This window comes from Trichococcus shcherbakoviae (assembly GCF_963666195.1).
Lineage (GTDB): Bacteria > Bacillota > Bacilli > Lactobacillales > Aerococcaceae > Trichococcus > Trichococcus shcherbakoviae.
This window is the reverse complement of the sequence record NZ_OY762653.1, coordinates 1,096,524-1,119,321: the sequence shown is the minus strand read 5'-3', so window position 1 is coordinate 1,119,321 and position 22,798 is coordinate 1,096,524. Positions and strand designations below refer to the sequence as shown.

Annotated in this window: 20 protein-coding genes and 1 other annotated feature; of the genes, 16 read left to right on the top strand and 4 right to left on the bottom strand. The window is 46.9% G+C overall.

All coding sequences use genetic code 11. From position 1 onward, the window contains the following. Positions 1-239: 239 nt before the first annotated feature. The 4 genes from ACKPBX_RS05145 (at position 240) to ACKPBX_RS05130 (ending at position 6,059) form a co-directional block, all read left to right on the top strand. A complete protein-coding gene (locus ACKPBX_RS05145; protein WP_319996174.1) occupies positions 240-1,757 on the top strand; it encodes an MFS transporter in 1,518 nt (505 codons plus the stop codon). Positions 1,758-2,010: 253 nt separating this feature from the next. Continuing rightward, on the top strand, positions 2,011-3,471 hold the full coding sequence (locus tag ACKPBX_RS05140; RefSeq protein ID WP_140185416.1) for an MFS transporter: 1,461 nt from the start codon (positions 2,011-2,013) through the stop codon (positions 3,469-3,471). Between the two features lie 27 nt (positions 3,472-3,498). Further along, positions 3,499-4,353, top strand: coding sequence for a creatininase family protein (locus ACKPBX_RS05135; RefSeq protein ID WP_319996173.1), 855 nt, complete (start codon positions 3,499-3,501; stop codon positions 4,351-4,353). A gap of 236 nt (positions 4,354-4,589) precedes the next feature. Next, positions 4,590-6,059 carry an MFS transporter gene (locus tag ACKPBX_RS05130; RefSeq protein ID WP_319996172.1) on the top strand — a complete coding sequence of 490 codons (1,470 nt, stop codon included), beginning with the start codon at positions 4,590-4,592 and terminating at the stop codon, positions 6,057-6,059. A 221-nt stretch (positions 6,060-6,280) separates the two neighbouring features. On the opposite strand, the gene ACKPBX_RS05125 is transcribed toward ACKPBX_RS05130, so the two are convergent. Then, positions 6,281-6,613 carry an iron-sulfur cluster biosynthesis family protein gene (locus ACKPBX_RS05125; protein WP_119092307.1) on the bottom strand — a complete coding sequence of 111 codons (333 nt, stop codon included), beginning with the start codon at positions 6,611-6,613 and terminating at the stop codon, positions 6,281-6,283. Between the two features lie 512 nt (positions 6,614-7,125). Between ACKPBX_RS05125 and ACKPBX_RS05120 the strand changes: the two genes are divergently transcribed. Next, positions 7,126-8,406, top strand: a complete 1,281-nt coding sequence (locus tag ACKPBX_RS05120) for an O-acetylhomoserine aminocarboxypropyltransferase/cysteine synthase family protein (RefSeq protein ID WP_086626784.1) — start codon at positions 7,126-7,128, stop codon at positions 8,404-8,406. Between the two features lie 571 nt (positions 8,407-8,977). Then, entirely contained in the window at positions 8,978-10,195 is a 1,218-nt protein-coding gene (locus tag ACKPBX_RS05115) for an MFS transporter (RefSeq protein ID WP_319996171.1), read from the top strand. Between the two features lie 335 nt (positions 10,196-10,530). Here the strand turns inward: ACKPBX_RS05115 and ACKPBX_RS05110 are convergent, their stop codons facing one another. Continuing rightward, positions 10,531-11,049 carry a DNA-deoxyinosine glycosylase gene (locus ACKPBX_RS05110; RefSeq protein WP_319996170.1) on the bottom strand — a complete coding sequence of 173 codons (519 nt, stop codon included), beginning with the start codon at positions 11,047-11,049 and terminating at the stop codon, positions 10,531-10,533. A gap of 161 nt (positions 11,050-11,210) precedes the next feature. Next, positions 11,211-11,453 (top strand) — a binding site (T-box leader). A gap of 51 nt (positions 11,454-11,504) precedes the next feature. On the opposite strand from ACKPBX_RS05110, the gene trpD reads away from it, so the two are divergent. The 8 genes from trpD to ACKPBX_RS05070 all read left to right on the top strand — a co-directional run bounded on the left by trpD (position 11,505) and on the right by ACKPBX_RS05070 (position 18,398). Continuing rightward, entirely contained in the window at positions 11,505-12,572 is a 1,068-nt protein-coding gene (gene trpD / locus ACKPBX_RS05105) for an anthranilate phosphoribosyltransferase (RefSeq protein WP_233436724.1), read from the top strand. After that, positions 12,569-13,351 (top strand): indole-3-glycerol phosphate synthase TrpC, encoded by a 783-nt coding sequence (trpC, locus tag ACKPBX_RS05100; protein ID WP_319996169.1) that lies wholly within the window; start codon positions 12,569-12,571, stop codon positions 13,349-13,351. The genes trpD and trpC overlap by 4 nt, the downstream gene beginning before the upstream one ends. After that, a complete protein-coding gene (locus ACKPBX_RS05095; protein ID WP_319996168.1) occupies positions 13,351-13,962 on the top strand; it encodes a phosphoribosylanthranilate isomerase in 612 nt (203 codons plus the stop codon). Before trpC ends, ACKPBX_RS05095 begins: the two co-directional genes overlap by 1 nt. After that, positions 13,959-15,140, top strand: coding sequence for a tryptophan synthase subunit beta (gene trpB, locus ACKPBX_RS05090; RefSeq protein ID WP_319996167.1), 1,182 nt, complete (start codon positions 13,959-13,961; stop codon positions 15,138-15,140). Before ACKPBX_RS05095 ends, trpB begins: the two co-directional genes overlap by 4 nt. Further along, positions 15,133-15,909, top strand: a complete 777-nt coding sequence (gene trpA, locus ACKPBX_RS05085) for a tryptophan synthase subunit alpha (protein ID WP_119092312.1) — start codon at positions 15,133-15,135, stop codon at positions 15,907-15,909. Before trpB ends, trpA begins: the two co-directional genes overlap by 8 nt. 74 nt (positions 15,910-15,983) lie before the next feature. After that, entirely contained in the window at positions 15,984-16,670 is a 687-nt protein-coding gene (gpmA, locus tag ACKPBX_RS05080; RefSeq protein WP_086627507.1) for a 2,3-diphosphoglycerate-dependent phosphoglycerate mutase, read from the top strand. 511 nt (positions 16,671-17,181) lie between these two features. Further along, on the top strand, positions 17,182-18,138 hold the full coding sequence (gene ltrA / locus ACKPBX_RS05075; RefSeq protein ID WP_319996155.1) for a group II intron reverse transcriptase/maturase: 957 nt from the start codon (positions 17,182-17,184) through the stop codon (positions 18,136-18,138). Then, positions 18,069-18,398, top strand: coding sequence for a group II intron maturase-specific domain-containing protein (locus ACKPBX_RS05070; RefSeq protein ID WP_319996166.1), 330 nt, complete (start codon positions 18,069-18,071; stop codon positions 18,396-18,398). The genes ltrA and ACKPBX_RS05070 overlap by 70 nt, the downstream gene beginning before the upstream one ends. A gap of 156 nt (positions 18,399-18,554) precedes the next feature. Here ACKPBX_RS05070 and ACKPBX_RS05065 read toward each other — a convergent pair. Together ACKPBX_RS05065 and ACKPBX_RS05060 are read right to left on the bottom strand one after the other, a co-directional pair. Further along, positions 18,555-19,681 (bottom strand): IS3 family transposase gene (locus ACKPBX_RS05065; protein WP_319995477.1). Its coding sequence is split into 2 segments (ribosomal slippage): positions 18,555-19,432 and positions 19,432-19,681, totalling 1,128 coding nucleotides; the frame shifts between segments, so codons are not numbered across the junction. A 320-nt stretch (positions 19,682-20,001) separates the two neighbouring features. Continuing rightward, positions 20,002-20,823, bottom strand: coding sequence for an NRDE family protein (locus tag ACKPBX_RS05060; RefSeq protein ID WP_319996165.1), 822 nt, complete (start codon positions 20,821-20,823; stop codon positions 20,002-20,004). Positions 20,824-21,006: 183 nt separating this feature from the next. On the opposite strand from ACKPBX_RS05060, the gene ACKPBX_RS05055 reads away from it, so the two are divergent. Continuing rightward, the gene (locus ACKPBX_RS05055; protein WP_319996164.1) at positions 21,007-21,729 is read left to right on the top strand and encodes a hypothetical protein; all 723 of its coding nucleotides are present in this window, start codon (positions 21,007-21,009) and stop codon (positions 21,727-21,729) included. A 37-nt stretch (positions 21,730-21,766) separates the two neighbouring features. Next, positions 21,767-22,762 (top strand): sodium:calcium antiporter, encoded by a 996-nt coding sequence (locus ACKPBX_RS05050; protein ID WP_319996163.1) that lies wholly within the window; start codon positions 21,767-21,769, stop codon positions 22,760-22,762. The last annotated feature ends 36 nt before the right edge of the window (positions 22,763-22,798 follow it).

Below are 22,798 nucleotides of genomic sequence, written 5' to 3'. Positions count from 1 at the left end.
GGTTGAAAATTTAACGGATGCCATCACAGCACACTTATTCAAATAAATATGATAGCGTTCACAAATTATTAACAATAAAAAAGTTGTAACCGGTTACCGTCGATGGTATTATTTCCTTAGTTCTTACAACCGAGTTTTATTAAACGTTCTGCGAATTATTTTATAAGCAACCAAGTTTCACAATGCGATAATAAAGATTGTTTTGTAAGCGCTAAATTTCATAATATGGAGGGATTTTTATGTCAAAAAATGATCCAATGGTTCTAAGTGAAACGAAACTCAATCGCGCCAAATTATGGCAAATCGTTTTATTCACTTTGAATAACTCATCAACAAATATTTATATGTTCGCTTTTGGGTTTGTCACCTATTATTCGACGGGCCTTGTTGGTTTAGCCGCACTATTCGTAAGCCAAATTATGGGGTACATCCGTATCTTTGATGGGGTAATTGACCCGGCTATCGGCGTTTTGATCGATAAGACAGACACAAAATTCGGCAAATATCGTCCCATTATGATTTTAGGCAATATTATTACTGTTATTTCATTTTTGATCTTATTTAATATTCATGGCCTGGGCGATGGAATGAAAATTCCGATTTTCTTACTTTCGTTAGTCGTGCATAAAATCGGTTATTCCTTGCAAGCGACGGTTACAAAAGCCGGTCAAGCAGCGTTGACAAGTGATCCAAAACAACGTCCTATCTTCAATATCGTTGATGGTTGGGTAACGACTTTATTGTTTACTGGTGGTCAAATTGTTGTCGCAAACTTCTTAGTGCCAAAATATGGCGGTTTTACTCCGGAATTCTTCAAAGTGTTTATCCCAGGAGTTATGGTCATATCAGCTATCCTCGGAATTTTGGCAGTTATCGGTATTGCGGAAAAAGACAACAAACAATACTTTGGTATTGGTGAAAAAACGACTAAAACATCATTTAAAGATTACTGGGAAATTGTCAAAGGCAACAAACCTTTGCAAATGTTAACAATGGCAGCAGCTTTTGTGAAGTTCAATTCAGCAATGTTCGGTGACCAAATTGTGTTGATGATCCTATTCGGTATCATCTTTGGTAACTTCGGTCTATCAGGAACAATCTCGTTAGTGCTGATTTTGCCTAACCTTTTGTTCACTACTTTTGCAGCAACCATTGCTCAAAAAAGAGGGTTACGTTACTCCTATGTTCGTTACTTGCAAGGTGGCGTTATTTCATTAATCCTATTAGGCGGCTTGCTTTTCTTTGCAAACCCAGGGGATTTGAGCTTCTCTAACCCATCCTTATGGACAGTTGCCTTCGTAATCATTTTTGCTTGTGCGAAAGGATTTACATCCACACCAACAGGCTTAGCCTTGACGATGGCAGCGGATGTCTCCGACTACGAAACAAGTATTTCCGGACGTTATGTTTCCGGTATGTTGAGCACCATGTTCTCCTTGACCGACTCAGTCGCATCATCGTTCGCACCAATGTCGATTGGTTGGGTCTTAGCCGCTGTAGGTTTTGCAAAAGTATTTCCAACGGCTGACACGCCACTTTCGCCACAATTGCGCATGGCTGGTATTGTATTGCTTGCAGCTTTGCCTTTAGTCGGTACACTGATTGCTCTAGCATTTATGAAATTCTACCCATTGAATAAAGAAACAATGGAAGGCATTCAAATAAAAATTGCAGAAATGAAACAAGGTGATCCAAGTGATGGTGATGCAGAAATGCCTCAAGCAATCCCTAATACAATCCCTGCAATGAATGACTAAAGATACGAGCTTTTCATTTTTGATCAAGAGGAAAAATAATAATGTCAGCGATTGTGTGGATAGTTAGCTTAAACTAGACACCAAAAATAACTCTATCATGCAGCCCGAGAAGATGATGATGATAAACTATCGGGCTCATCTTCTCTTATTTAATAATATGATCCTTAGTAGGATAATTAGCTGATTTGAAAAATACAAATTCAACTTATATAGAATAGTTCACCAATTAGTATAGAGAAAAGAGGGAAATCTGATGGCAGAAGAAAAAATTGTCAAGCAGCAAAATTCAGCAAACGAAATGAAAAGCAGTCTAACCCTGAAGCATAAATTGGGTTATGGTGCCGGAGATGCCGGTGGGGTTGCTACCCTAGTCTTGATCGGAACATTCATGAACCGATATCTTACAAACGTATTAGGCATACCATTTGCAACACTATCTGTACTGTTGCTCGTTTGGAATATTTGGGATATGGTCAATGACCCGATGATGGGTACTTTCATGGATAAGTCCTTCTCTAAATCACAGGGCCAAAAAGATAAGTTCCGTCCTTGGATGTTGCGCTCTATTCCATTGATTGTTATCGGTCTGATTGCATTCTTCTCCGTACCTTCAATGTTTGATGGTATGATGCGTTTAGTAGCTATTTTTCTATTAAAAGTTATCTACGAATTAGGTTACACTATGATGAACATTGCCATGGGATCAGTTCTTGGGGTAATGGCCTTAAACGATAGAGAAAGAACTACTTTATCTTCGGCTCGTGGTATGGGATCAACAGTCGGTGGTCTGATCAGTTCAATGTCTATACCGTTGATTCTTGCACGTTTAGGTGAAAACACAACCGGTTATATGGTTTCAGGTATCTTCGCGGCTATCTTAGGTGGTGCACTGATCTTCTTCCACTATTGGGGAACTGAAGAACGGAATGCTGCAGCGAAACTTGCCGCAGAAGAACAAGCAGAACCGACAAAATTCTCAGATATTTTTGTTACATTAGCTAAAAACAAAGCGTTCTTGTCACTTTGTTTACACTCGATTGTAATCGTTTTTGGTTCAACCTTATTCAATACAACGCTTCCTTATATTTATGGCGATGTATTTGGTGATATTGGTTTAATGGGAACTGCTGCATTAATCGGTCAAGGGTTACCAGTAGTGCTGTTACTTATCGCTCCATACTTGGTAAAATTCATTGGATCTACAGTTAAAGTAATCCGTACTTATTTACTATTGAGTGCCGCTATCTTTATTGGCTTGTACTTCTGGAAATTAGTGGGTGACTTGCCACCAGTCCTATACATGGTTTCTGCCAGCGTCGGTATTGCTTTCATGCTGATGTCCGTTCAACTTCAATGGGGTCTTGTTTCAGAATCCATTGACTACAACGAATACATCACTGGCAAACGCTCCGAAGGTTCCATCTACGGTAACTTCTCGCTGACAAGACGTCTTGGCCAAATGTTGGCGCAATCCCTTGTTGTCTTGATGATTGGTTGGATTGGTTACAGCCAACAGGCCGCTCAAGCTGGTCAAGCGCAATCAGCTGAAGCTGTTGAAGGATTAGTTCTAATGAACCTTGTTGGTCCAGCCGTTTGTGCTTTATTATCATGGGTTTCATTCAAATTCATTTGGAACATTACTGATGAAACACGTGAGGCGATGACTTCAGCTCGTCTGGCAAGACTTGAGGAATTTGATAAGAAAAATGATTAACCAGGAGCATAATAGCGAGGTGCACTTATGAAATTAAGAAGTCACTTATTGAATGTTTTGGTCAATGATGAAGTGGAGGCTTACTTAAAGGAGAGCGATGTCATCATCGTGCCTTTTGGACCAACCGAACTCCATGGCGGCCTACCATTGGATTGCGAAACAATATTGGCTGAGGGGATTGCCTTGTTGATGGCAGAAAGGACAAACTCACTTGTCCTTCCGCATGTCCCGTATATTTATTCAGGGGCAACCGCCTCAGGCAAGGGAACCATCCAATTAACCGTTAGGGAAAGTGCCGATATGCTGCAGGGTCTGGCACAGTCCTTATTGCGATCAGGCTTCAAAAAGCAAATCTTCATTAGTCTGCACGGCCCAGCTCATATCTCAATGAATCCGGTTGTGCGTGATTTCTTTGATGAAACAGGCGTAGCCATCCTCTATATTGATGGCATGATAACCGCCCAGAAATCCGGCGTTTTTTCAGATCCGAAAGAGATGATGCTCAATTTGGATAAGATGATTCTTGGGGCTTACAAGTTACGTAATCGTTTGGATGATATATTGCTGAGCTGTGATTATGCAGAACCAGTTACCCAGACTCCATCAGTTTTCGGTAACCTAAGTGCCCAAGCCTTTCAATCGGGAGCAACAGGTTATTATTTCAAGGAACATTCAGACCATATGGCAACCTCTGCGATACCTGATATTGAAACGCGAGACCGCATGGCAGAAGAGGGAATGGTACTGCTGAATAAGATGGTGGATGCAATTGATTTTCCAACTTTACTTAAGGAAATGGCGATTCAAGAAGATTATCTTGAAGAGGTTTACGATCGTTACCCACACGTGCCGGCTGCCTACAATCGACACAAAAACATTTAAATAGTTTCACAGACTGCTCCCCGTAATATGGGGGCAGTTTTTTTTATATTCATTGTCAAAAGCAGGTGTAGATCACTTTTCCAAGAAAAAAGCGTTCACAAAGTATTAACAATAAAAAAGTTGTAACCGCTTACTTCCGATGGTATCATTTCCTTATATATTATAACTTAGTTTCATAATGTGATAATCGAATTTGGTGAAGAAATTTTGAAATTATTAATATGGAGGGGATTGTTATGTCAAAAAATACTTCAACGCTTCAAGAAGAGACGAAATACAATCGCGCTAAACTTTGGCAGATCGTGTTATTCACTTTGAATAACTCATCAACAAATATTTATTTGTTCGCTTTTGGTTTTGTCGTCTACTATGCCACAGGTCTTGTAGGCTTAACCGCGCTATTCGTCAGTCAAATTATGGGGTACATCCGTATTTTTGATGGCGTCATTGATCCGGCTATCGGAGTTTTGATTGATAAAACGGATACTAAATTCGGCAAATATCGTCCCATCATGGTTCTAGGCAATATTATTACTGTTATTTCATTCCTGATATTATTCAATATTCATGGAATGGGTGAAGGAATGAAAATTCCGATTTTCCTGCTTGCGTTAGTCGTGCACAAAATCGGTTATTCCTTGCAAGCGACGGTTACAAAAGCCGGTCAAGCTGCTTTGACAAATGATCCAAAACAACGGCCTATCTTCAATATCGTTGATGGTTGGGTAACGACTTTATTGTTCACGGGTGGTCAAATTGTGGTTGCAAACTTCTTAGCGCCAAAATACGGCGGTTTCACACCGGAATTTTTCAAAGTATTTATCCCAGGAGTCATGATCATCTCAGCTATCTTAGGAATTTTGGCAGTTATTGGTATTGCCCAGAAAGACAACAAACAATTCTTCGGAATTGGCGAAAAAACGACCAAAACGTCGTTCAAAGATTACTGGGCAATCATCAAAGGCAACCGACCTCTGCAAATGTTGACCATGGCAGCAGCTTTTGTGAAGTTCAATGCGCAAATGTTCGGCGATCAAGTTGTGTTGATGATCTTGTTCGGTATCATCTTCGGTAACTTTGGCTTATCAGGAACAATCTCGTTAGTGCTGATTTTGCCTAACCTTTTGTTTACAACCTTTGCGGCAACCATTGCTCAAAAAAGAGGGTTGCGTTACTCTTATGTCCGTTACTTGCAGGGTGCCGTTGTTTCATTGGTCCTATTAGGCGGCTTGCTTTTCTTTGCGAATCCAGGTGACCTGAGCTTCTCTAACCTATCGTTATGGACAGTTGCCTTCACAGTCGTTTTTGCTTGTGCGAAAGGATTCGCATCCACTCCGTCAGGCTTGGCCTTGACAATGGCTGCGGATGTTTCCGACTACGAAACAAGTGTTTCCGGACGTTATGTTTCCGGAATGTTGAGCACCATGTTCTCCTTGACCGACTCAGTCGCGTCATCCTTTGCGCCAATGTCCATTGGTTGGATCCTAGCCGCTGTAGGATTTGCGCAAGCTTATCCAACGGCTGACACGCCACTTTCGCCACAATTGCGCATGGCTGGTATTGTAATGATTTCTGTTTTGCCATTAGTCGGTACACTCATTGCATTGACGTTCATGAAATTCTACCCATTGGATAAGGAAACAATGGAAAGTATTCAAATTAAAATTGCAGCAATGAAACAAGGTGATTCAAACGAGGCTGAATAAATGTCTTCGGCAATCCCCACAAGGGACGACTCAGCCAACGAGCTTTTCATTTCAGAGCAAGAGGAACATTAAATGTACTAAGATCAGTAGCGCTGACCATACCCTTGGTTTGTACTACTGATTTTAGTATTTTTGCTTGTTTAAAAAAGTTCCCGGCGAAATCATGCTTCGCCGGGAACTGCTGTCGGAAGGAATGGACACTTAGTCTATTGCCGCTTCTCTCAATTTTTCAACTTCATATTTTCATAGTTCATGTTCGGGTTCAGCAGGCCGCGGTTGCTTTTCAGGACGAAAGAGAAGCTACTGTCATTGAAATCGATGATGTTGTCCTCATCCAGTTGCTGCAGACTGTCCTTTGTGGCTTTGACGGCGCCAAAGTTGGTGTCCAAAACAGTGTCGTAGTTCGGGTTTCCCTCATCATACGCTCGGATTGTGAACATGCTGCTGTCCGGTCCGCCGCAGCCGTAGATGGTGCTCATGTACAAAGAGAGTTCTTTGGTCATCCCCAATTTTTCCAGTCGTTGCGTGGCATTTTCAGTAAATGTCAATTTCATTTCTAATCACCCCTTGTGCTAATTATAAAGCATGCCCTCGCGAAACAAATCGAATATGCTCAATCTGATAAAATGTTTGACAAGGTTAAAAACGGATGGTATATTTAATTAAATTCTAATAGAAGAGCGATGAAGAGAAGAGTACCTTTCAATCGTCATTCCAGAGAGCCCCGGCAGGTGAAAAGGGGTATGATGAAAAAAAGCGAAGATGGTCTCGGAGCAAAGCAATGCGGATAGTGTTGCTTCGATTTGTGCACGATAGCGCACAGAAGTATAACAAGCGGCAGCTTGCGTACTTTTTAAGGTAAGGATCGCGAGGTCCCTACGAACATGGGTGGTAACACGAAGAGCTTTCGTCCCTGTATTTCAATCAATTGGAATATAGGGACGAGGGCTTTTTTCTTTTTGCAAAATCAGAGAAACGAACAGAAGCAACCTCGGCTAATCGACAATGACACCAAGAGCAACCGCTATGCAAGAATAAATCGGAAATCAGAAGGGGAAGATGACAAATGACAGAGAAAAATTACAGTTTTGAAACGTTGCAAGTACATGCAGGCCAAGTGCCGGACCCCGTTACCGGAGCCCGTGCGGTGCCTATCTACCAAACTACCGCCTTCGTCTTCGATAGCGCGGAACAGGCTGCCGGCCGTTTTGCTTTGACGGATGCCGGAAATGTCTACACTCGTTTAACGAACCCGACAACAGCAGTCGTGGATGCACGGGTTGCGGCGCTTGAGGGCGGCACATCCGCAGTTACAGTCGCTTCAGGCTCGGCTGCTATCACGTACGCTATCCTGAACGTTGCGCATGCGGGCGATGAAATCATCGCGGCCAGCACGCTCTACGGCGGCACCTACAATCTATTCAGTGCGACCTTGCCTAATTTGGGCATCAAAACAACTTTTGTGGATCCTGAAGATGGGGCTAACTTCGAAGCTGCCATCACGGAAAAGACGAAAGCCATCTTCATCGAATCGATCGGAAACCCGAGCACCAACCTGATCGATATCGAAAAAGTCGCTGAAATCGCGCATAACCACGGCATCATTTTGATTGTGGACAATACATTCGGTACACCTTACCTGATCCGTCCGTTCGAATTCGGCGCCGATGTTGTGGTCCACTCCGCTACAAAATTCCTGGGCGGACATGGCACAACAATGGGCGGAGTCGTCGTCGAATCCGGTAAATTTGATTTCGCAGCCAGCGGAAGGTATCCTGGCTTCACGACGCCGGATGCGCATTACAACGGGTTGGTCTATACCGATCTGGGACCTGGCGCATTCACGACCAAAATCCGCGTGCAACTGCTGCGCGATACGGGAGCCTGCATCGGACCGATCGATTCGTTCCTGTTGCTGCAAGGGATTGAAACTTTGTCATTGCGCGTTGAACGCCATGTCGAAAATACCCGCAAAGTCGTTGCATATTTGGCGAACCACCCGAAAGTATCCTGGGTGAATTATCCGGAACTGCCGGATAGCAAGTACAAGGCGCTTGCCGACAAATACTTCCCTAAAGGCACCGGATCGATCTTCACTTTCGGCATCGAGGGCGGCAAACAAGCCGGCATCGAGTGGATCGACAAGTTGGAGTTATTCTCGCTGCTTGCGAACGTTGCCGATGCAAAATCCTTGGTCATCCATCCGGCCAGCACGACCCACGCGCAACTGAGCGACGAAGACCTCATTGCTGCAGGCGTTTCCGGGGACATGATCCGTCTGTCCATCGGAATCGAAAATGCCGATGACATCATCGCCGACCTGGATCAAGCTTTCGGACAGATCTAACACAGATATTTCCGGAAAAACAAGCACCACGCCGGCTTCGCCGGTGAACGGAGGCTTCGCCGGAGTTCGGGCATCATTTCGAGTTGTGTTCTCCGATTAGCGCACTTTAGTCGGAGTTGAAGCCGAAATTATCCGTTGTCTTCCGATTAGCGGCAGCCACACCGGAGGAACGTTCTTATACCGGGTCTTTCATCCTGACCGCAGTTGCCAGCCAGAGTTCAGGTACCACCCACATATCAGAGCATACATGCGAAAAGCCCGGAACTGTCCGCAATTGAGACAGTTTCGGGCTTTTTGCCTATTGATTGCGGCTAAAAAGATGGAATGTTATACTATTCCTAGTTATTATTACTAAGAGAGGAGAGCGGTCATGAGAGCGAAATTGAGAATTTTTTTGACCTTGATGCATGGTATTTTTTCCGATGCGGCAATTCAAGGGGTGGAGTCTGCCCAAAAATCAAAAAAATTCAAACAACAATACGCTTCTTGCTGCTTATCCTGAACAAAGCGATAAGTCCGGCTATGGGGCCTCCCATAGCTATTTTTTTGCAAGAAAAGAAGGGACTTTCAAATGGACAATCATACATCATTACATAAAAATATATCTCTGGCGAAAAAATATGCCTTCATCCAATATTTTGGCATCACCTCTTTATGGCTCCTATATCTGAGTTCATTCAAAGGGATGACATTGGTGCAAATAGGCTTTCTGGAGGCTATCTTCCATATAACGAGTTTTGTGTTCGAAGTGCCTTCAGGTGCTTTGGCGGACCGTTTTGGCTACAAAAAAATCCTGTTGTTCGGAAAAGTGATGGCCATCATCAGCTCGATTGGGATGATTTATGGTCAGAGTTTCTCACATTTTGCAGTTGCTTTCGCGTTCTCGGCGCTTTCCTACAACTTCAACTCGGGGACCTACGAAGCGCTGGTCTTCGAAAGCATGAAAGGATTGGACGAGGAAAGCGGCTATCTGGACAAGCTGGCGCACATCAATTTCCTGATCGAAATCAGTGCCCAAAGCGGGGTGATTCTTGCCGGTATTTTGGCTGATACTTATTTCCAAGCCGTATATATGGTTAATATCATGCTCTGCTTACTGAATATGTTCCTGATTTACCGCATGGTAGAGCCAATCAAGCGACTGGATCCGCAGTTGGATGAAACAGTCGGATTTTCCGAAAAAGTGGGGCAGTCCTACACCCGTATATTGGGGAATGCTTGGCAGTTGCTGAAGCGGCATAAAGAGCTTCGGGCCTGGATACTTTTTTTTGCCTTGCTGGACAGCTTTGCGGCGACTTATTATTTCTATTTCCAGAAATATCTGTCTCTGTTGGGCTACAGCGGCAAGGGTACGAGTCTCTATCTGTTTGCAGCCGCCCTGTTCGGCATCTTTGGAGCAAAATTTTCTCCATCCATCGAGCAAAAACTCCGCAAAAACCGTATTCCTTATGTTTTTCCCGTAGTTGTTTCGTTGTCGTTACTGCTCTCGGCATTGGGGAATCAGCTGCTGATCTTTGCTGGATTTGTACTTTCGATCATTTTTTCCGCGGTGTCGCCGACGATCGCGAGCGCCTACATCAATCAGTTGATCACTTCCGAAGAACGGGCGACGCTTTTGAGTGCGAACAGCATGGCCTACAGCCTCTGCATGATAATCCTTTTCCCAGTAATCGGCGGCGTCATCGATCTGTTGGATTTCCGGATCGCCTATCTTACGATGGGGCTAGCGATTATGATTGTAGGTGGAACTTTCGCTGTGATCGCAAGAAAACAATTTCACCGAAAATGAGGGGATTGATAAATTGAAGAAGGAGGCTGTCTCTCGAGGCAGCCTTTTTGCATGATGATTGGGCTGTGGTTGTCCGATTCAACAGTAATATCGGACAACGAGTGCCCAAGCCAAACGTCGGTTGTCCGATTCAACGGTAATATCGGACAACGAGTGCCCAAGCCAAATGTCGGTTGTCCGATTCATCAGCGATATCGGACAACGAGCGTCCACGCCGAACAGCGGTTGTCCGATTCAACAGTAATATCGGACAACGAGTGCCCAAGCCAAATGTCGGTTGTCCGATTCATCAGCGATATCGGACATCTTCGGATATATTCGGACTTCCGTATTCATCAAAGATACTCCTCCAACACCGACCAAGCTTCCAGTTTTTCCGGCAACGATTTGACATGTTTGCCGCGCATGGGGCTGGTCGAGGGGAGCGGCAGGTAGACCAAGCCGGAGTCCTCAGCCAGACCGAAGTGCTTTTTGTAGCTACGGTAAGCTTTTCCGCCATTGAAGGCGATGGCCCTGATCTGGGGATGATCGCGCAGAAGGCTGTTCAGATCGTTAGGATATTCCTCTTTGATGGCCGAATCGAGGCTGCCCTCACGGTAACAGGAGTGGATGACATCCCAGAGGGCGACGTGATGCTTTTTCAGCAGCGATAGGCGGTCTTCGTAGGTCACCGGATCATCTTCCCCGAGTATGGAGAAAATGATTTCCCAGAAATGGTTCCTCGGATTCCCGTAGTAGTGCTGTGCTTCCAGCGACTTTGCGCCGGGCATCGATCCCAGAATCAGGACATGGGCTTGGGAATCGATGACGGGTGCCATCGAGTAAAGTTTGTCGGATTGTTTCAGTCGGAACACATCCTTTCCAAGTTATTGTGTATCCATTCTACCAAAACCGCACCGGAGCGGGAAACATTCGAGCTTGCCAATTTTTTTAAATAAAACAGTTGACGGAAGGTCAGCGATGCGTTAAAATAATCCCAACATTAAGAAAACGTTAGAAAAATCATTTCCATCTAATAAAACCGATAATCAAGAGAAGTACGCATCATACCTTGTTTCCAGAGAGTCGCCGCCAGTGAGAGTGCGATAGCGAAGGGGATGCCGAATGGACTTGAGAGGGTTGCCTTGAAAAGAGTAGGGGCAAACGGGGAACCTGGTCCGTTAACAGACAGGCACATATGTTGGTATGTGAACGAGTGGGCGATTATTATCGTCAATTTGGGTGGTATCGCAGGAGAATACAAGCTCTTGTCCCTTTAAAGGGGGGACAAGGGCTTTTTTTGTACACAAAAAATGATGAGGTGAATGAAATGCTAGAGATAAAAGAGACGAAACAGACCGAAGAAATTCTCCCGCAAGACAGCATGAAAGCCGCTATCGATAAACTAGTGAAAAAAGAAGAGCTTTCTCCGCAATTGACGAAGACCATCATGCACCAAATCATGAGCGGTCAAGCCAGTCCGGTCCAGATTGCATCTTACCTGACTGCTATGCGGATGAAAGGCGAGACGGCCGGAGAAATCAGTGCTTCCGCTGAAGTGATGCGGGATTTTTCCAATAAAGTACGAACCAAGAAGACGGCATTGGACATCGTCGGAACCGGCGGCGATCAATCCTTCACTTTCAATATCTCAACCGTCTCATCCTTTGTCATCGCAGCCGCAGGGATCCCGGTGGCGAAACACGGCAACCGCAGCTCCTCAAGCAAATGCGGCAGCGCGGATGTGCTGGAAGAATTAGGCGTGAACATCGAAGCCAGTGCGCAACACAGCGAAGCGATGCTGGAAGAAATCGGGATGTGCTTCATGTACGCCCAAAAATACCATCCATCGATGAAGCATGCGGCACCCGTCAGGAAAGAAATGGGCGTCCGGACGATCTTCAACGTCCTGGGGCCATTGGCGAACCCGGCCAATGCGAACATGCAATTACTCGGTGTATACGATGTCGCGCTAGTGGATACGATGGCTGAGGTACTGAACCAATTGCAGATGGAACGGGCATTGGTATTCGGCGGAAATGACGGTCTGGATGAAATCACTTTGACCACAACATCGGAAGTCGCGGAGCTTCGTGACGGCAAAGTCACCCACTTCAAGTTCGATCCGAAAGATTACGGTTTCGAGTACTGCACTAACGAAGATCTGGTGGGCGGAGAACCGGCTGAGAATGCCGCAATCGCCTTGGCTATCTTGAGCGGCGAAAAGGGACCGAAGCGCGATACCGTACTTTTGAACGCCGGTATGGCCATTTATCTGGCCAACGACGATTATACGATCGCTGACGGCATCAAATGTGCTGCCGAACTCATTGACAGCGGAGCGGCACTGGGGAAATTAAAGCAATTTATCACTGCATCACAGGAGGCGACAAAATGATATTGGACGAGATCATAGCAGCGACAAAAATACGCGTGGAAAAAGCCAAACAGGCAATCCCATTGGAAGAAATGAAGCAAGCCGCCTTGGCGATGCCGATCAATCAGGATTTCCCATTCGAGCAGGCGCTGACCGGTGAAGGGATCCGTTTCATCTGCGAATGCAAGAAGGCATCCCCTTCGAAAGGCGTGATTGTGGAGGATTTCCCATACCTCGAAATCGCCAAGGCCTACGAAGAAGCGGGAGCATCCGCAATCTCGGTATTGACAGAGCCCGATTTTTTCCAAGGCGAAAACCGCTTCCTGACGGAAATAAAACAGGCAGTATCGCTTCCGGTCATCCGGAAAGATTTCATCATCGATGCCTACCAAATCTATGAGGCGAAGGTCATCGGCGCGGATGCCGTACTGTTGATCGCGACCATCCTGAACGAGGAAGAGTTGGATGCTTTCCAACGCTTGGCCCGCGAACTGGGGCTTTCAGCCCTGGTGGAGGCCCACACCGAAGAAGAACTCCTGAAAGCGTTGCGGACGAATCCGAAGATCGTCGGCGTCAACAACAGAGACTTGAAGACTTTCAAAGTGGACATCCAGCAATCCATCAGGCTGCGTGCACTGGTGCCTGATGATATCCTTTTCGTGGCCGAAAGCGGCATTTCGCAAAGACAGCAAGTCATCGAATTGGAAGAGGGCAACGTCGATGCCATCCTGATCGGCGAAACGATGATGGTTTCTCCAGACAAAAAAGGCATGCTCGATCGCCTGCGGGGAATCGGCTGATGGTCAAGGTGAAAATCTGCGGCCTGAAGCGAGTAGCGGATGCCGAAATGCTGAACGAGCTGCGCCCGGATTTTGCAGGCTTCATTTTCGCTCCCAGCAAGCGCCAGATTTCGTTGGAGCAGGCGCTGCAAATCAGGGCAGCCTTGATTGATGCCATTCCGGCAGTCGGCGTCTTCGTCAACGAACCGATCGAAAACATCGTCGCAATCGTTGAGAGCCGGGCAATCCAGATCGTGCAGCTCCACGGCGATGAGGATAACACTTATATAGAAGAGTTGGGCAAGCGGATCACGCTTCCGATCATCAAAGCGGTCGCGGTCAAGGACGCCGCCGATGTCAAGAAGGAATACGCTGCCGATATCCTCCTCTATGACACGTACCAAAGCGGTGTGGCCGGCGGAACGGGAAAGACATTCAACTGGGATTTGCTGAAAGAAGCGACGCACCCATTCTTCCTGGCGGGCGGCCTGCATGCAGGCAACCTCGAAGCAGCCATCCAAAAAGTTCAACCATACGCAGTGGACATCTCGAGCGGCGTCGAAACGGACGGCGTGAAGGATTTTGAAAAAATCAAAGCAGTAATGGAAATCATTGGGAGGTCAATAAAATGAAAAGTTATTTTGGTGCACACGGGGGACAGTTCATTCCCGAAACGTTGATGAACGCTTGCTTAGAATTGTCGGAAGCTTTTTTCCGATTCAGTGAGGATCCGGAATTCAAAAAAGAATTGAACGATCTGTTGGACAACTACGCAGGCAGGCCATCCCGCCTCTATTTCGCGGAAAAGATGACGAAGAACCTCGGCGGGGCGAAAGTCTACCTGAAACGCGAAGACCTTAACCACACGGGCTCGCATAAGATCAACAATGCGCTCGGCCAAGTGTTGCTGGCCAAAAAGATGGGCAAGAAACGGATCATCGCCGAGACAGGCGCCGGCCAACATGGCGTGGCAACGGCCACAGCAGCTGCGCTTTTGGATATGGAGTGCGTCGTTTACATGGGCGAAGAGGATACCCAACGCCAAGCTTTGAATGTGTTCCGGATGGAATTGTTGGGCACGAAAGTGATTCCCGTGACGAGCGGGACCGCCACCCTCAAGGACGCGGTCAACGAAGCGATGAAGGATTGGGCTTCCACGTTTGAAGAGTCGCATTACTGCATCGGCTCGGTCATGGGGCCGCATCCATTCCCGACAATGGTCCGCGATTTCCAGAAGATCATCGGGGAAGAGACCAAAGCCCAGATGGCCGAGGCGGAAGGCAGGCTACCGGATGTCGTGATGGCTTGCGTCGGCGGCGGTTCGAATGCGATCGGGACTTTCTACGACTTCATCGGCGACGAAAGCGTGCGGCTGATCGGCTGCGAAGCTGCCGGCAGAGGCATCCACACGCAAGATACGGCTGCGACAATCGCAACCGGTACGCCGGGCATTTTCCACGGCATGAAATCGTATTTCTGCCAGGATGAATACGGCCAGATCGCTCCCGTTTACTCGATATCTGCAGGTTTGGACTACCCGGGCATCGGGCCCGAGCATGCGGATCTCTATGACCGCGGCCGCGCTGAGTACGTTTCGGTGACCGATGACGAGGCTGTCGCTGCCTTTGAATACCTGGCGCGGATGGAAGGGATCATCCCGGCAATCGAAAGTTCGCATGCGATCGCGCACGCCATGGATTTGGCGCCGACGTTGGATCCGGAAAAAATCATCGTCATCTGTTTGTCGGGCCGTGGCGACAAGGACGTCGCAGCAATCGCAAGATACAAGGGAGTGGACATCCATGAATAAAATCACAGCTGCCTTCAAGCACAAGGCATTCATACCTTTCGTGACTGCAGGGGATCCTGACTTGGAAACCACGAAGGAACTGATCAGGGAAATCGTTGCGAACGGAGCGGACATCGTCGAAATCGGCATCCCGTTCTCCGATCCGGTTGCGGAAGGTCCTGCCATCCAAAAGGCGGATGAGCGGGCTTTGGCGAACGGCATCAATACGGACGATATTTTCCAGATGGTCACTGAATTGCGCACCGAAATCGATACACCTTTCGTCTTCATGACCTACATCAACCCGGTGTTCGTCTACGGCATCGATAAATTCATGGCGCGCTGCAAAGAGACCGGTGTCGACGGCATCATCATCCCGGACGTTCCGTTCGAGGAGAAGGGCTTCATCCAGGATGCTTGCCGGGAACATGGCATTACCTACATTTCCATGGTGGCTCCTTCATCTGCGGAACGTATCGCCATGATTGCCAAAGAAGCGGAAGGCTTCTTGTATGTCGTTTCTTCCTTGGGGGTAACCGGCGTCCGCAGCGACATCACGACCGACATCGGCAGCATGCTGGCCGAAATCCGCAAAATCAGCGATATCCCTTGCGCCATCGGCTTCGGGATTTCCAACGCGCAACAAGCCAAAGCCATGAGCGAAGTCGGTGATGGCGTCATCATCGGTTCCGCAATCATCAACATCATGGAAAAATACGGAAAAGATTCGCCCAAACCGGTAGGTGCCTTCGTAGCGGAAATGGTGAAAGCCATCCGCGGTGGCAACTGAAGGCCTTAAACGTGAACCGCACCGCTTGTAGCAGTATAATGAAAGAAAAATACAGGCGGAAAGTGGTGATGGTGATGAGGAAAATAATTTTGATTCGTCATGGGGCAAGCGAGTGGAACTTGTTGAACCTGTTTACGGGCTGGACGGATGTCGACTTGAGTGAACAGGGTGTCACGGAAGCGAAAGAAGCCGGCCGGAAACTCAAGGAAGCCGGGATTGAATTTGATATGGCGTTCACATCCGTACTGCAACGAGCGATCAAGACCTGCCATATTGTTCTGGATGAAATGGATCAATTATGGATACCGGAAGTGAAAAGCTGGCGACTCAATGAGCGGCACTATGGCGATCTGCAAGGACTGAACAAACAGGAAACAGCCGAAAAATATGGAGAAGACCAGGTTCTGAAATGGCGGCGCTCCTATAACACGTTGCCGCCGCTGATGGATCCGGATAATCCGCTGTCGCCGGTCAAGGATCGCCGCTACGCCAACCTGCAGAAACGGATCATTCCGATGGGGGAAAATTTGGAGACCACTTTGGAACGTGTCATACCGTTTTGGGAAGATCAGATCGCTCCAGCGGTTCTGGACCGAAAAACGGTACTGGTGGCGGCCCACGGGAACTCCTTGCGGGCATTGATCAAATATCTTGAAGAGATACCCGATGATGAGATTATGGCTTTGGAAATCCCTACCGGACAACCATTGGTCTATGAGTTGAATGATGACCTGACGATCATCAGAAAATACTATCTTTAACAAAAAAGATGCGGCCGGGAATCGGAATCCCGGCCGCATCTTTTGTTGCAGTGTGCCCGGCATGGGTGATAACTTGGTGGTGAAAGTCCACTACAGGCTTTGCAGTAGGAACTGTTAGCGAATGACAAGGGTGTCCACCGTGAGGTGGAATCTGAAGGAAGTCGGACGCAAATACTCGCACTGACGAACAGAAATCTCATATAAGGCTGGATAGAGACGGACGAGCTTGCTGTACAAAGTAAAATCCTATACTGCACGAATCTCTTACAGTAAATGAGGCAGTGACACGAGTGGAAGGTTATCATTCTTACCCGGGGAGGTCTTATGGACATGAGGAATCATGGAGTAAAGCTTGTCATAAGAAGTCAGCAGAAGCCATAGTAGTGACCATAGGGTCACGAAGGGCTGAACAATAATAATCTTGATAGAAACAAGGAGGTGAATGTATCTCGGCACTACAGAAAACGTCGTGGTATAGACCGAAATGGCGGCTATCTCCAGAAGGGATAAGTTGGAAACGAAAGAGATATGGAGAAGCGTAGAGAGATACAGCATGGATATGAAGAAACAAGATGGTATCACGTTAATCGAGAGAATCGCAACACCAAGGAATTTAGTCATTGCCTGCGAGAAAGTCTACAAAAACAAAGGCGCTGCAGGTATTGATGGCATCACGGTTCAGGAAATAGATGAACATATGGGCAAGTACCAAAAGGCGATCATTGCAAAATTGTTGGATGGGACCTACAAGCCACAACCGGTCAAGCGGGTATCCATACCCAAGGAAAATGGCAGTATGCGTAATCTGGGAATTCCTGTAGTGAGAGATAGAGTTGTTCAACAGGCTATCTTACAGATAATTGAACCGCTGTTTGACCCAAACTTTTCCAGGTATAGTTTCGGTTTTCGAAAAGGAAGAAGCGCGCATGATGCAATTAAACAAGCTGAGAAATACATTGAAGAAGGATACAAAACAATCGTCGATTGTGACTTGAAGAATTATTTCGATACAGTCAATCATCAAAAACTGATGGTGTATCTGAGGGAATTCATACAAGACGAGATTGTACTGAAGTTAATCTGGAGTTTTCTTCGTTCTGGCATCATGGAACAGGATGTGTTTATCCAATCCTACAAAGGCACCCCTCAAGGAGGGGTAATTTCCCCGCTATTAGCCAATATCTATCTCAATCAGCTGGATAGGGAATTGGAAAAACGTGGCCATCGCTTCGTTCGTTATGCGGATGATTTCTGCATATACACCAAGACTCCTCGTGCGGGAGAACGGGTGCTAGCTAGTGTCACTACCTTCCTTGAGAAGAAACTGAAACTGACGGTGAATACCGATAAGAGTAAAGTCACTACCCCAGGTAGTGCTAAATTCCTTGGGTTCACCATTTGGAAAACGATGGGAAAGTCAGAAGCCGTCCACATAAGACGGCTAAACAGAAATTCCGAAAACGATTAAAACAGCTAACCAGTCGGAAACGACCAGGAACCTTTCAAGACATAGTAAAAGAAATCAATCAGTATACGCAAGGATGGATAAACTACTATGGCATTGGTGATATGAAAAACTTTATCAGGGAAACGGCTCAATGGCTGAATCATCGACTAAGGCAGCTAATTTGGAAGAGATGGAAAAGAGTCTCTACCCGCTTCTACGGATTGATGCGTTATGGACTGTCAACACTTTTTCGGACAAAAATAATAAGGTGTCAAAAATGATTTGAGGGTATACACGGCTGCCATTGACACGGAGCCTCTGGCGGTAGGATAAACTGGCCTGTCTCCAAATTTTCAAGAATCGAAATATGGGCCAGCCCCAAAGCCTATCCTGCCGCCCCTCCATGTCAATGGTACGCAAGCCAGCCTCGTCTTGTTTTATTCGCAGTTTGCTTCCGCCAATTGGCGGCGGTACTCCACAGGGGCCATGTAGTCCAATGTGCTGTGCAGACGGATATGATTGTACCAATGCACATAGTCAAACCACTTAATCTGAAGTTCTGCTATTGTTTCGAATGTTTCTTGGTATACGAATTCTGTCTTGATTGATTTGAAGGTCGCTTCGGCAACAGCGTTGTCGTAAGGGCAACCTTTGGCGCTGAGGGAGCGGACGATGTCGAAAGTATCCAATAGTTTAGAAATCAGTTGATTATCGAACTCGCTGCCCCTGTCCGTATGAAAGAGCTGAATGGACGACAAAGGGGCCTTGACTGTATGGAAAGCTTGCAGGACCAACTCTGCCGTTTTGTACTCACCACACGAATAACCGATGATTTCTCGGTTGTACAGATCGAGCAGGACACACAAGTAGTTCCACTTCTTCCCAACTCTGACGTAAGTCAGGTCACTAACGATTGCGCCATGTGGATTGGCTGTTTTGAATTCACGGTTCAGCGTATTCCCCAGATCCGATTCATTGCTCTTCGGTTGATGGACCCTATAGTGGGCTACCGTGTAACAGGATTGTAGTCCCAACTTCTTCATGATGCGGCTGATTTTCCTGCGAGAAACGACTTTACCTTTTTTGGACAGCTCTTTCTTGATCCGCCGCGTGCCATAGGTACGCCGATTGGCTCGGAAGATTTCCTGGATTTCTTCTGTTAGCGATTCATCATCGGATGGGCTACTCTTGGCTTCGTAGTAATAGGTACTTCTGGCGATATCTAGGCATTCGCACATCGCTGATACTGGGTATTTACCGGCATTTGCCTGGATAACTTTTATTTTTGTCCGAGTATCAGCGCCGCTTGCTTTAAAATATCATTTTCCATCCTTAGGCGCTCATTTTCTTTACGTAGGCGTATCATTTCTTCCTGTTCGGGAGTACGGTTGTCTTTTTCCTTAAATGAGCCCGACGATTGGGATTGGCGTACCCATTTGTCGAAAGCTGATGCGGTCAACTCATACTCGGCCAATATGTCTTTTCGCGGCTTGCCGTTTTGGTAGAGGAGTACCATCTGGTTTTTGAAGTCATCGGTATAGGTTCTTCTTGGACGTGGTGTCATGGGGATTATATTCTCCTTTTGATTATATTAAGTTCTATTATATAGACCTCAATGAATTTGTCCAGTTAAGTGTAACCTATCCATTATGGCATTGATAGAGAAGAAGCTTGGAAAGTTGCGAATTCCCGTAAAGGCTACTGGAGAATGTCTAAGAACCAGACCATTCACCGGGCCATTAACAAAAAAAGGCTGGCTAGTTGGGGTCTGAAAGACCTCAATCAACTATACCAGCGTAGATACTTAAGTTATTGAACCGCCGTGTACGGAACCGTACGCACGGTGGTGTGAGAGGTCGGAGCCTTTGGCTCCTCCTACTCGATTCATTTTTCTTCAGCCATCAATTGAAAGTTGAAACGGACGTCACTGCTGGTCCCGTCCTGCAGGTAAGATCTTTCCACGAAAGTCACCCGATCGGAATGGTCAATGAGGATCAGTGTCGTGGAACGGGTGCCGTAGCGTTCCGTCCGGATGAAATTGGCGGAAACGGCACGCAAAATCGGCAAATCCAGCGGCAAATCAGGCAGTTGGTCATCCGACGGGGGCGTCCGGTCCGCCATGATGCGGAAGATGGCCTCTTCGTCCAACTCGGATGAAGAAGCCAGTTCGGCCATTGCCGCTTTGGTGAGGGTGACTTTTGGCCATGGTGTATCGAGCGTGGCGTTGCTGACGGCATGGTTGCCTGTTTGAATGATGCTGATTTCGTCCAAAATATTGTTGTAATGATGGAGACTGTCGCTCGAACCGACAATCAGATTGAAGCCGTTGTAGTCGGTCCGCTGTTGCCTGACCTGATCCAAATATTCGTTGGGGCCCATGCTGCCGGTCAGGTAATCCATCACCAGGTTGCCGCGGGACAGTTTTTTGTCGGATTCCTGGGTGGTCGTCAAATAACTATTGGTCACTGCAGCGATCCTTCCTTGTTTGGTGATCCCGAGCCAAGTGCCGCGGGCGCTCAAATCTTTCCCCGCCAACAAATCGGGATACTCCGGCCAGAAGTGCGCAGGCAAGGATGGGCGGTCATATTGCTCATCCCGATTGGCCACGAGAATCAATTTGTAAGAAGCGTTTTGGCTGAGTTGCAACGAAATCAGACACATAGCTATTCCCCCAGTAAGATGTTGTTCTTTTGTTAAGTATAGCATGCGCAACCTTCAAGGCTGAAATGAAAAAACCGCGTCGGGAAAGGCCTGCTGAGTGCAGCTCGACTGCTTATCCCAAATTTTAAAACGTGCTGGATATGAGCTATAATAAGGATGACAGTAACACCGCCGCGCCAATCGGAAATACAACAACAGGATCAACATTATTCGAAGGGGTTGTTTAGGATGCTTAAGGATAGAAAAAAATATTGGACAGTTTTGCTGGTCAGTCTTTTTCTGGCAAGTTGCAGCCAAACGCAGGAAACGTCTGAAGAAGAAAATTCATCTCAAGCAACAGCACAGAGCGGTTCGGCAGCCAGTACCGCGAGCAGCGAAACGGAAACAACGTCGGCAGAATCCACTGAAGTCGGTGATCGTCTGGGCAAACTATCGAAAAGCTACATCGATATCATGGGCAGCGGCAATTACTATATGGCTTTCCGCTCCACAACAACATATGAAGGCGAAGTGATGGAATCCGAGACAATGATGACCGTTTCAGGAGACCGGACCGCAATGCATTCTAAGTCCGCAGAGACCGACACCGTAATGGTGATGATGGACGGCAATATCTATATGATCGACCATGCCAGCAAAACGGTGATCGTAATGCCCCAGACAACGGCCGAAGGGGATGAGACCCTCCCGGAAATATCGGAATCAAGCGAGCCGGTCGAAGTGGATGACATCGAATACATCGGCAGCGGTGAGGAAGACGGCTTGGTGTACGAGGAATATCGCACGGAGAGCGGTACACAAATCTTCTACTATTTTGATGGCGCCGACCTGAAGAAAATCAAGACGATCGATGAATCATTTGAATCGGTCATGGAAATCCTCGAATTGTCCGATAACGTGTCGGAGGATGCTTTTGAAATACCAGCGGACTATCAGCAAGTGACTTACTAGATGGAATGATAAAATACGCATGTAAAGGAGTGGGACAATGGCACTGCTATTGGAACAGATGAACGGATATTTGTTGGTTGCAGTGCTTGTCCTCTGTATTTGGGTGCTGTCCAAGGCGACAGATATCCTGGTCGATGAAGCCGTTTCGTTGTCTTTGGAGTGGGGGATGTCCCAGCTTGTGATCGGCGCGACGATTGTTTCTTTGGGAACATCGTTGCCGGAACTGGCGGTATCTATCTCCTCGTCCTTGAAGGGTAACGGCATTCTGGCTTTGGGGAATGTCATCGGTTCGACATTCGTGAACACCAGCTTCATTCTGGGAATCGGAGCGCTCTACGGAAGCATACCCGTCAATCGGAAAACGGCGCATAAACACACCGTTTTGTCGGGGCTTTCGCTTTTGTTGATCCTCTCCTCACTGCCGATTTTTCATGCGGATGGCCAAGGGAAGATACCGCAGTGGATTGGCATTTTTTTTCTGATTTTGACCCCCGTTTACTTCTATTGGACGGTGCGGGAAGGGAAGCTGCCCGATCAAGAGGCTGTCATTGAAGAAGACAAGGAAAAAGGTCTCCCGATTCTGGTCAAATTGATTAAGTTGCTCATCAGTGCAGGCTTTGTGATTACGAGTGCCTCTGTATTGGTAAGTACAGTGGAAATCGGTGCTGCCCGGATTGGCATCCCTGATTCGGTCATCGCTTCCACAGTTGTGGCCTTCGGAACCGGACTGCCGGAAATAAGCACAACCATTGTTTCCGTAAAAAAAGGCTACGGCGCTTTGGCGATGGGGAACATCATGGGTTCCAACTTGTTGAATACTTTGTTCGTTCTTGGTGTGGCATTAGGATTGACACCGGGAGGAATTATCGTCAGTCCGGATTTCTATCAGATCCATTTTCCGGCTTTGGCTATTCTGCTGTCAGTTTTGGGATACTTTTCCTATAACAACAAACGCGATGTCATCAGCAGAAAAGAAGGGCGCATTTTGATACTGTTCTATCTTGTGTATCTGGTATGGAACTATTTCTTATAGCAAAAAGGTTCGTGACCCCGCAAGGGCCACGAACCT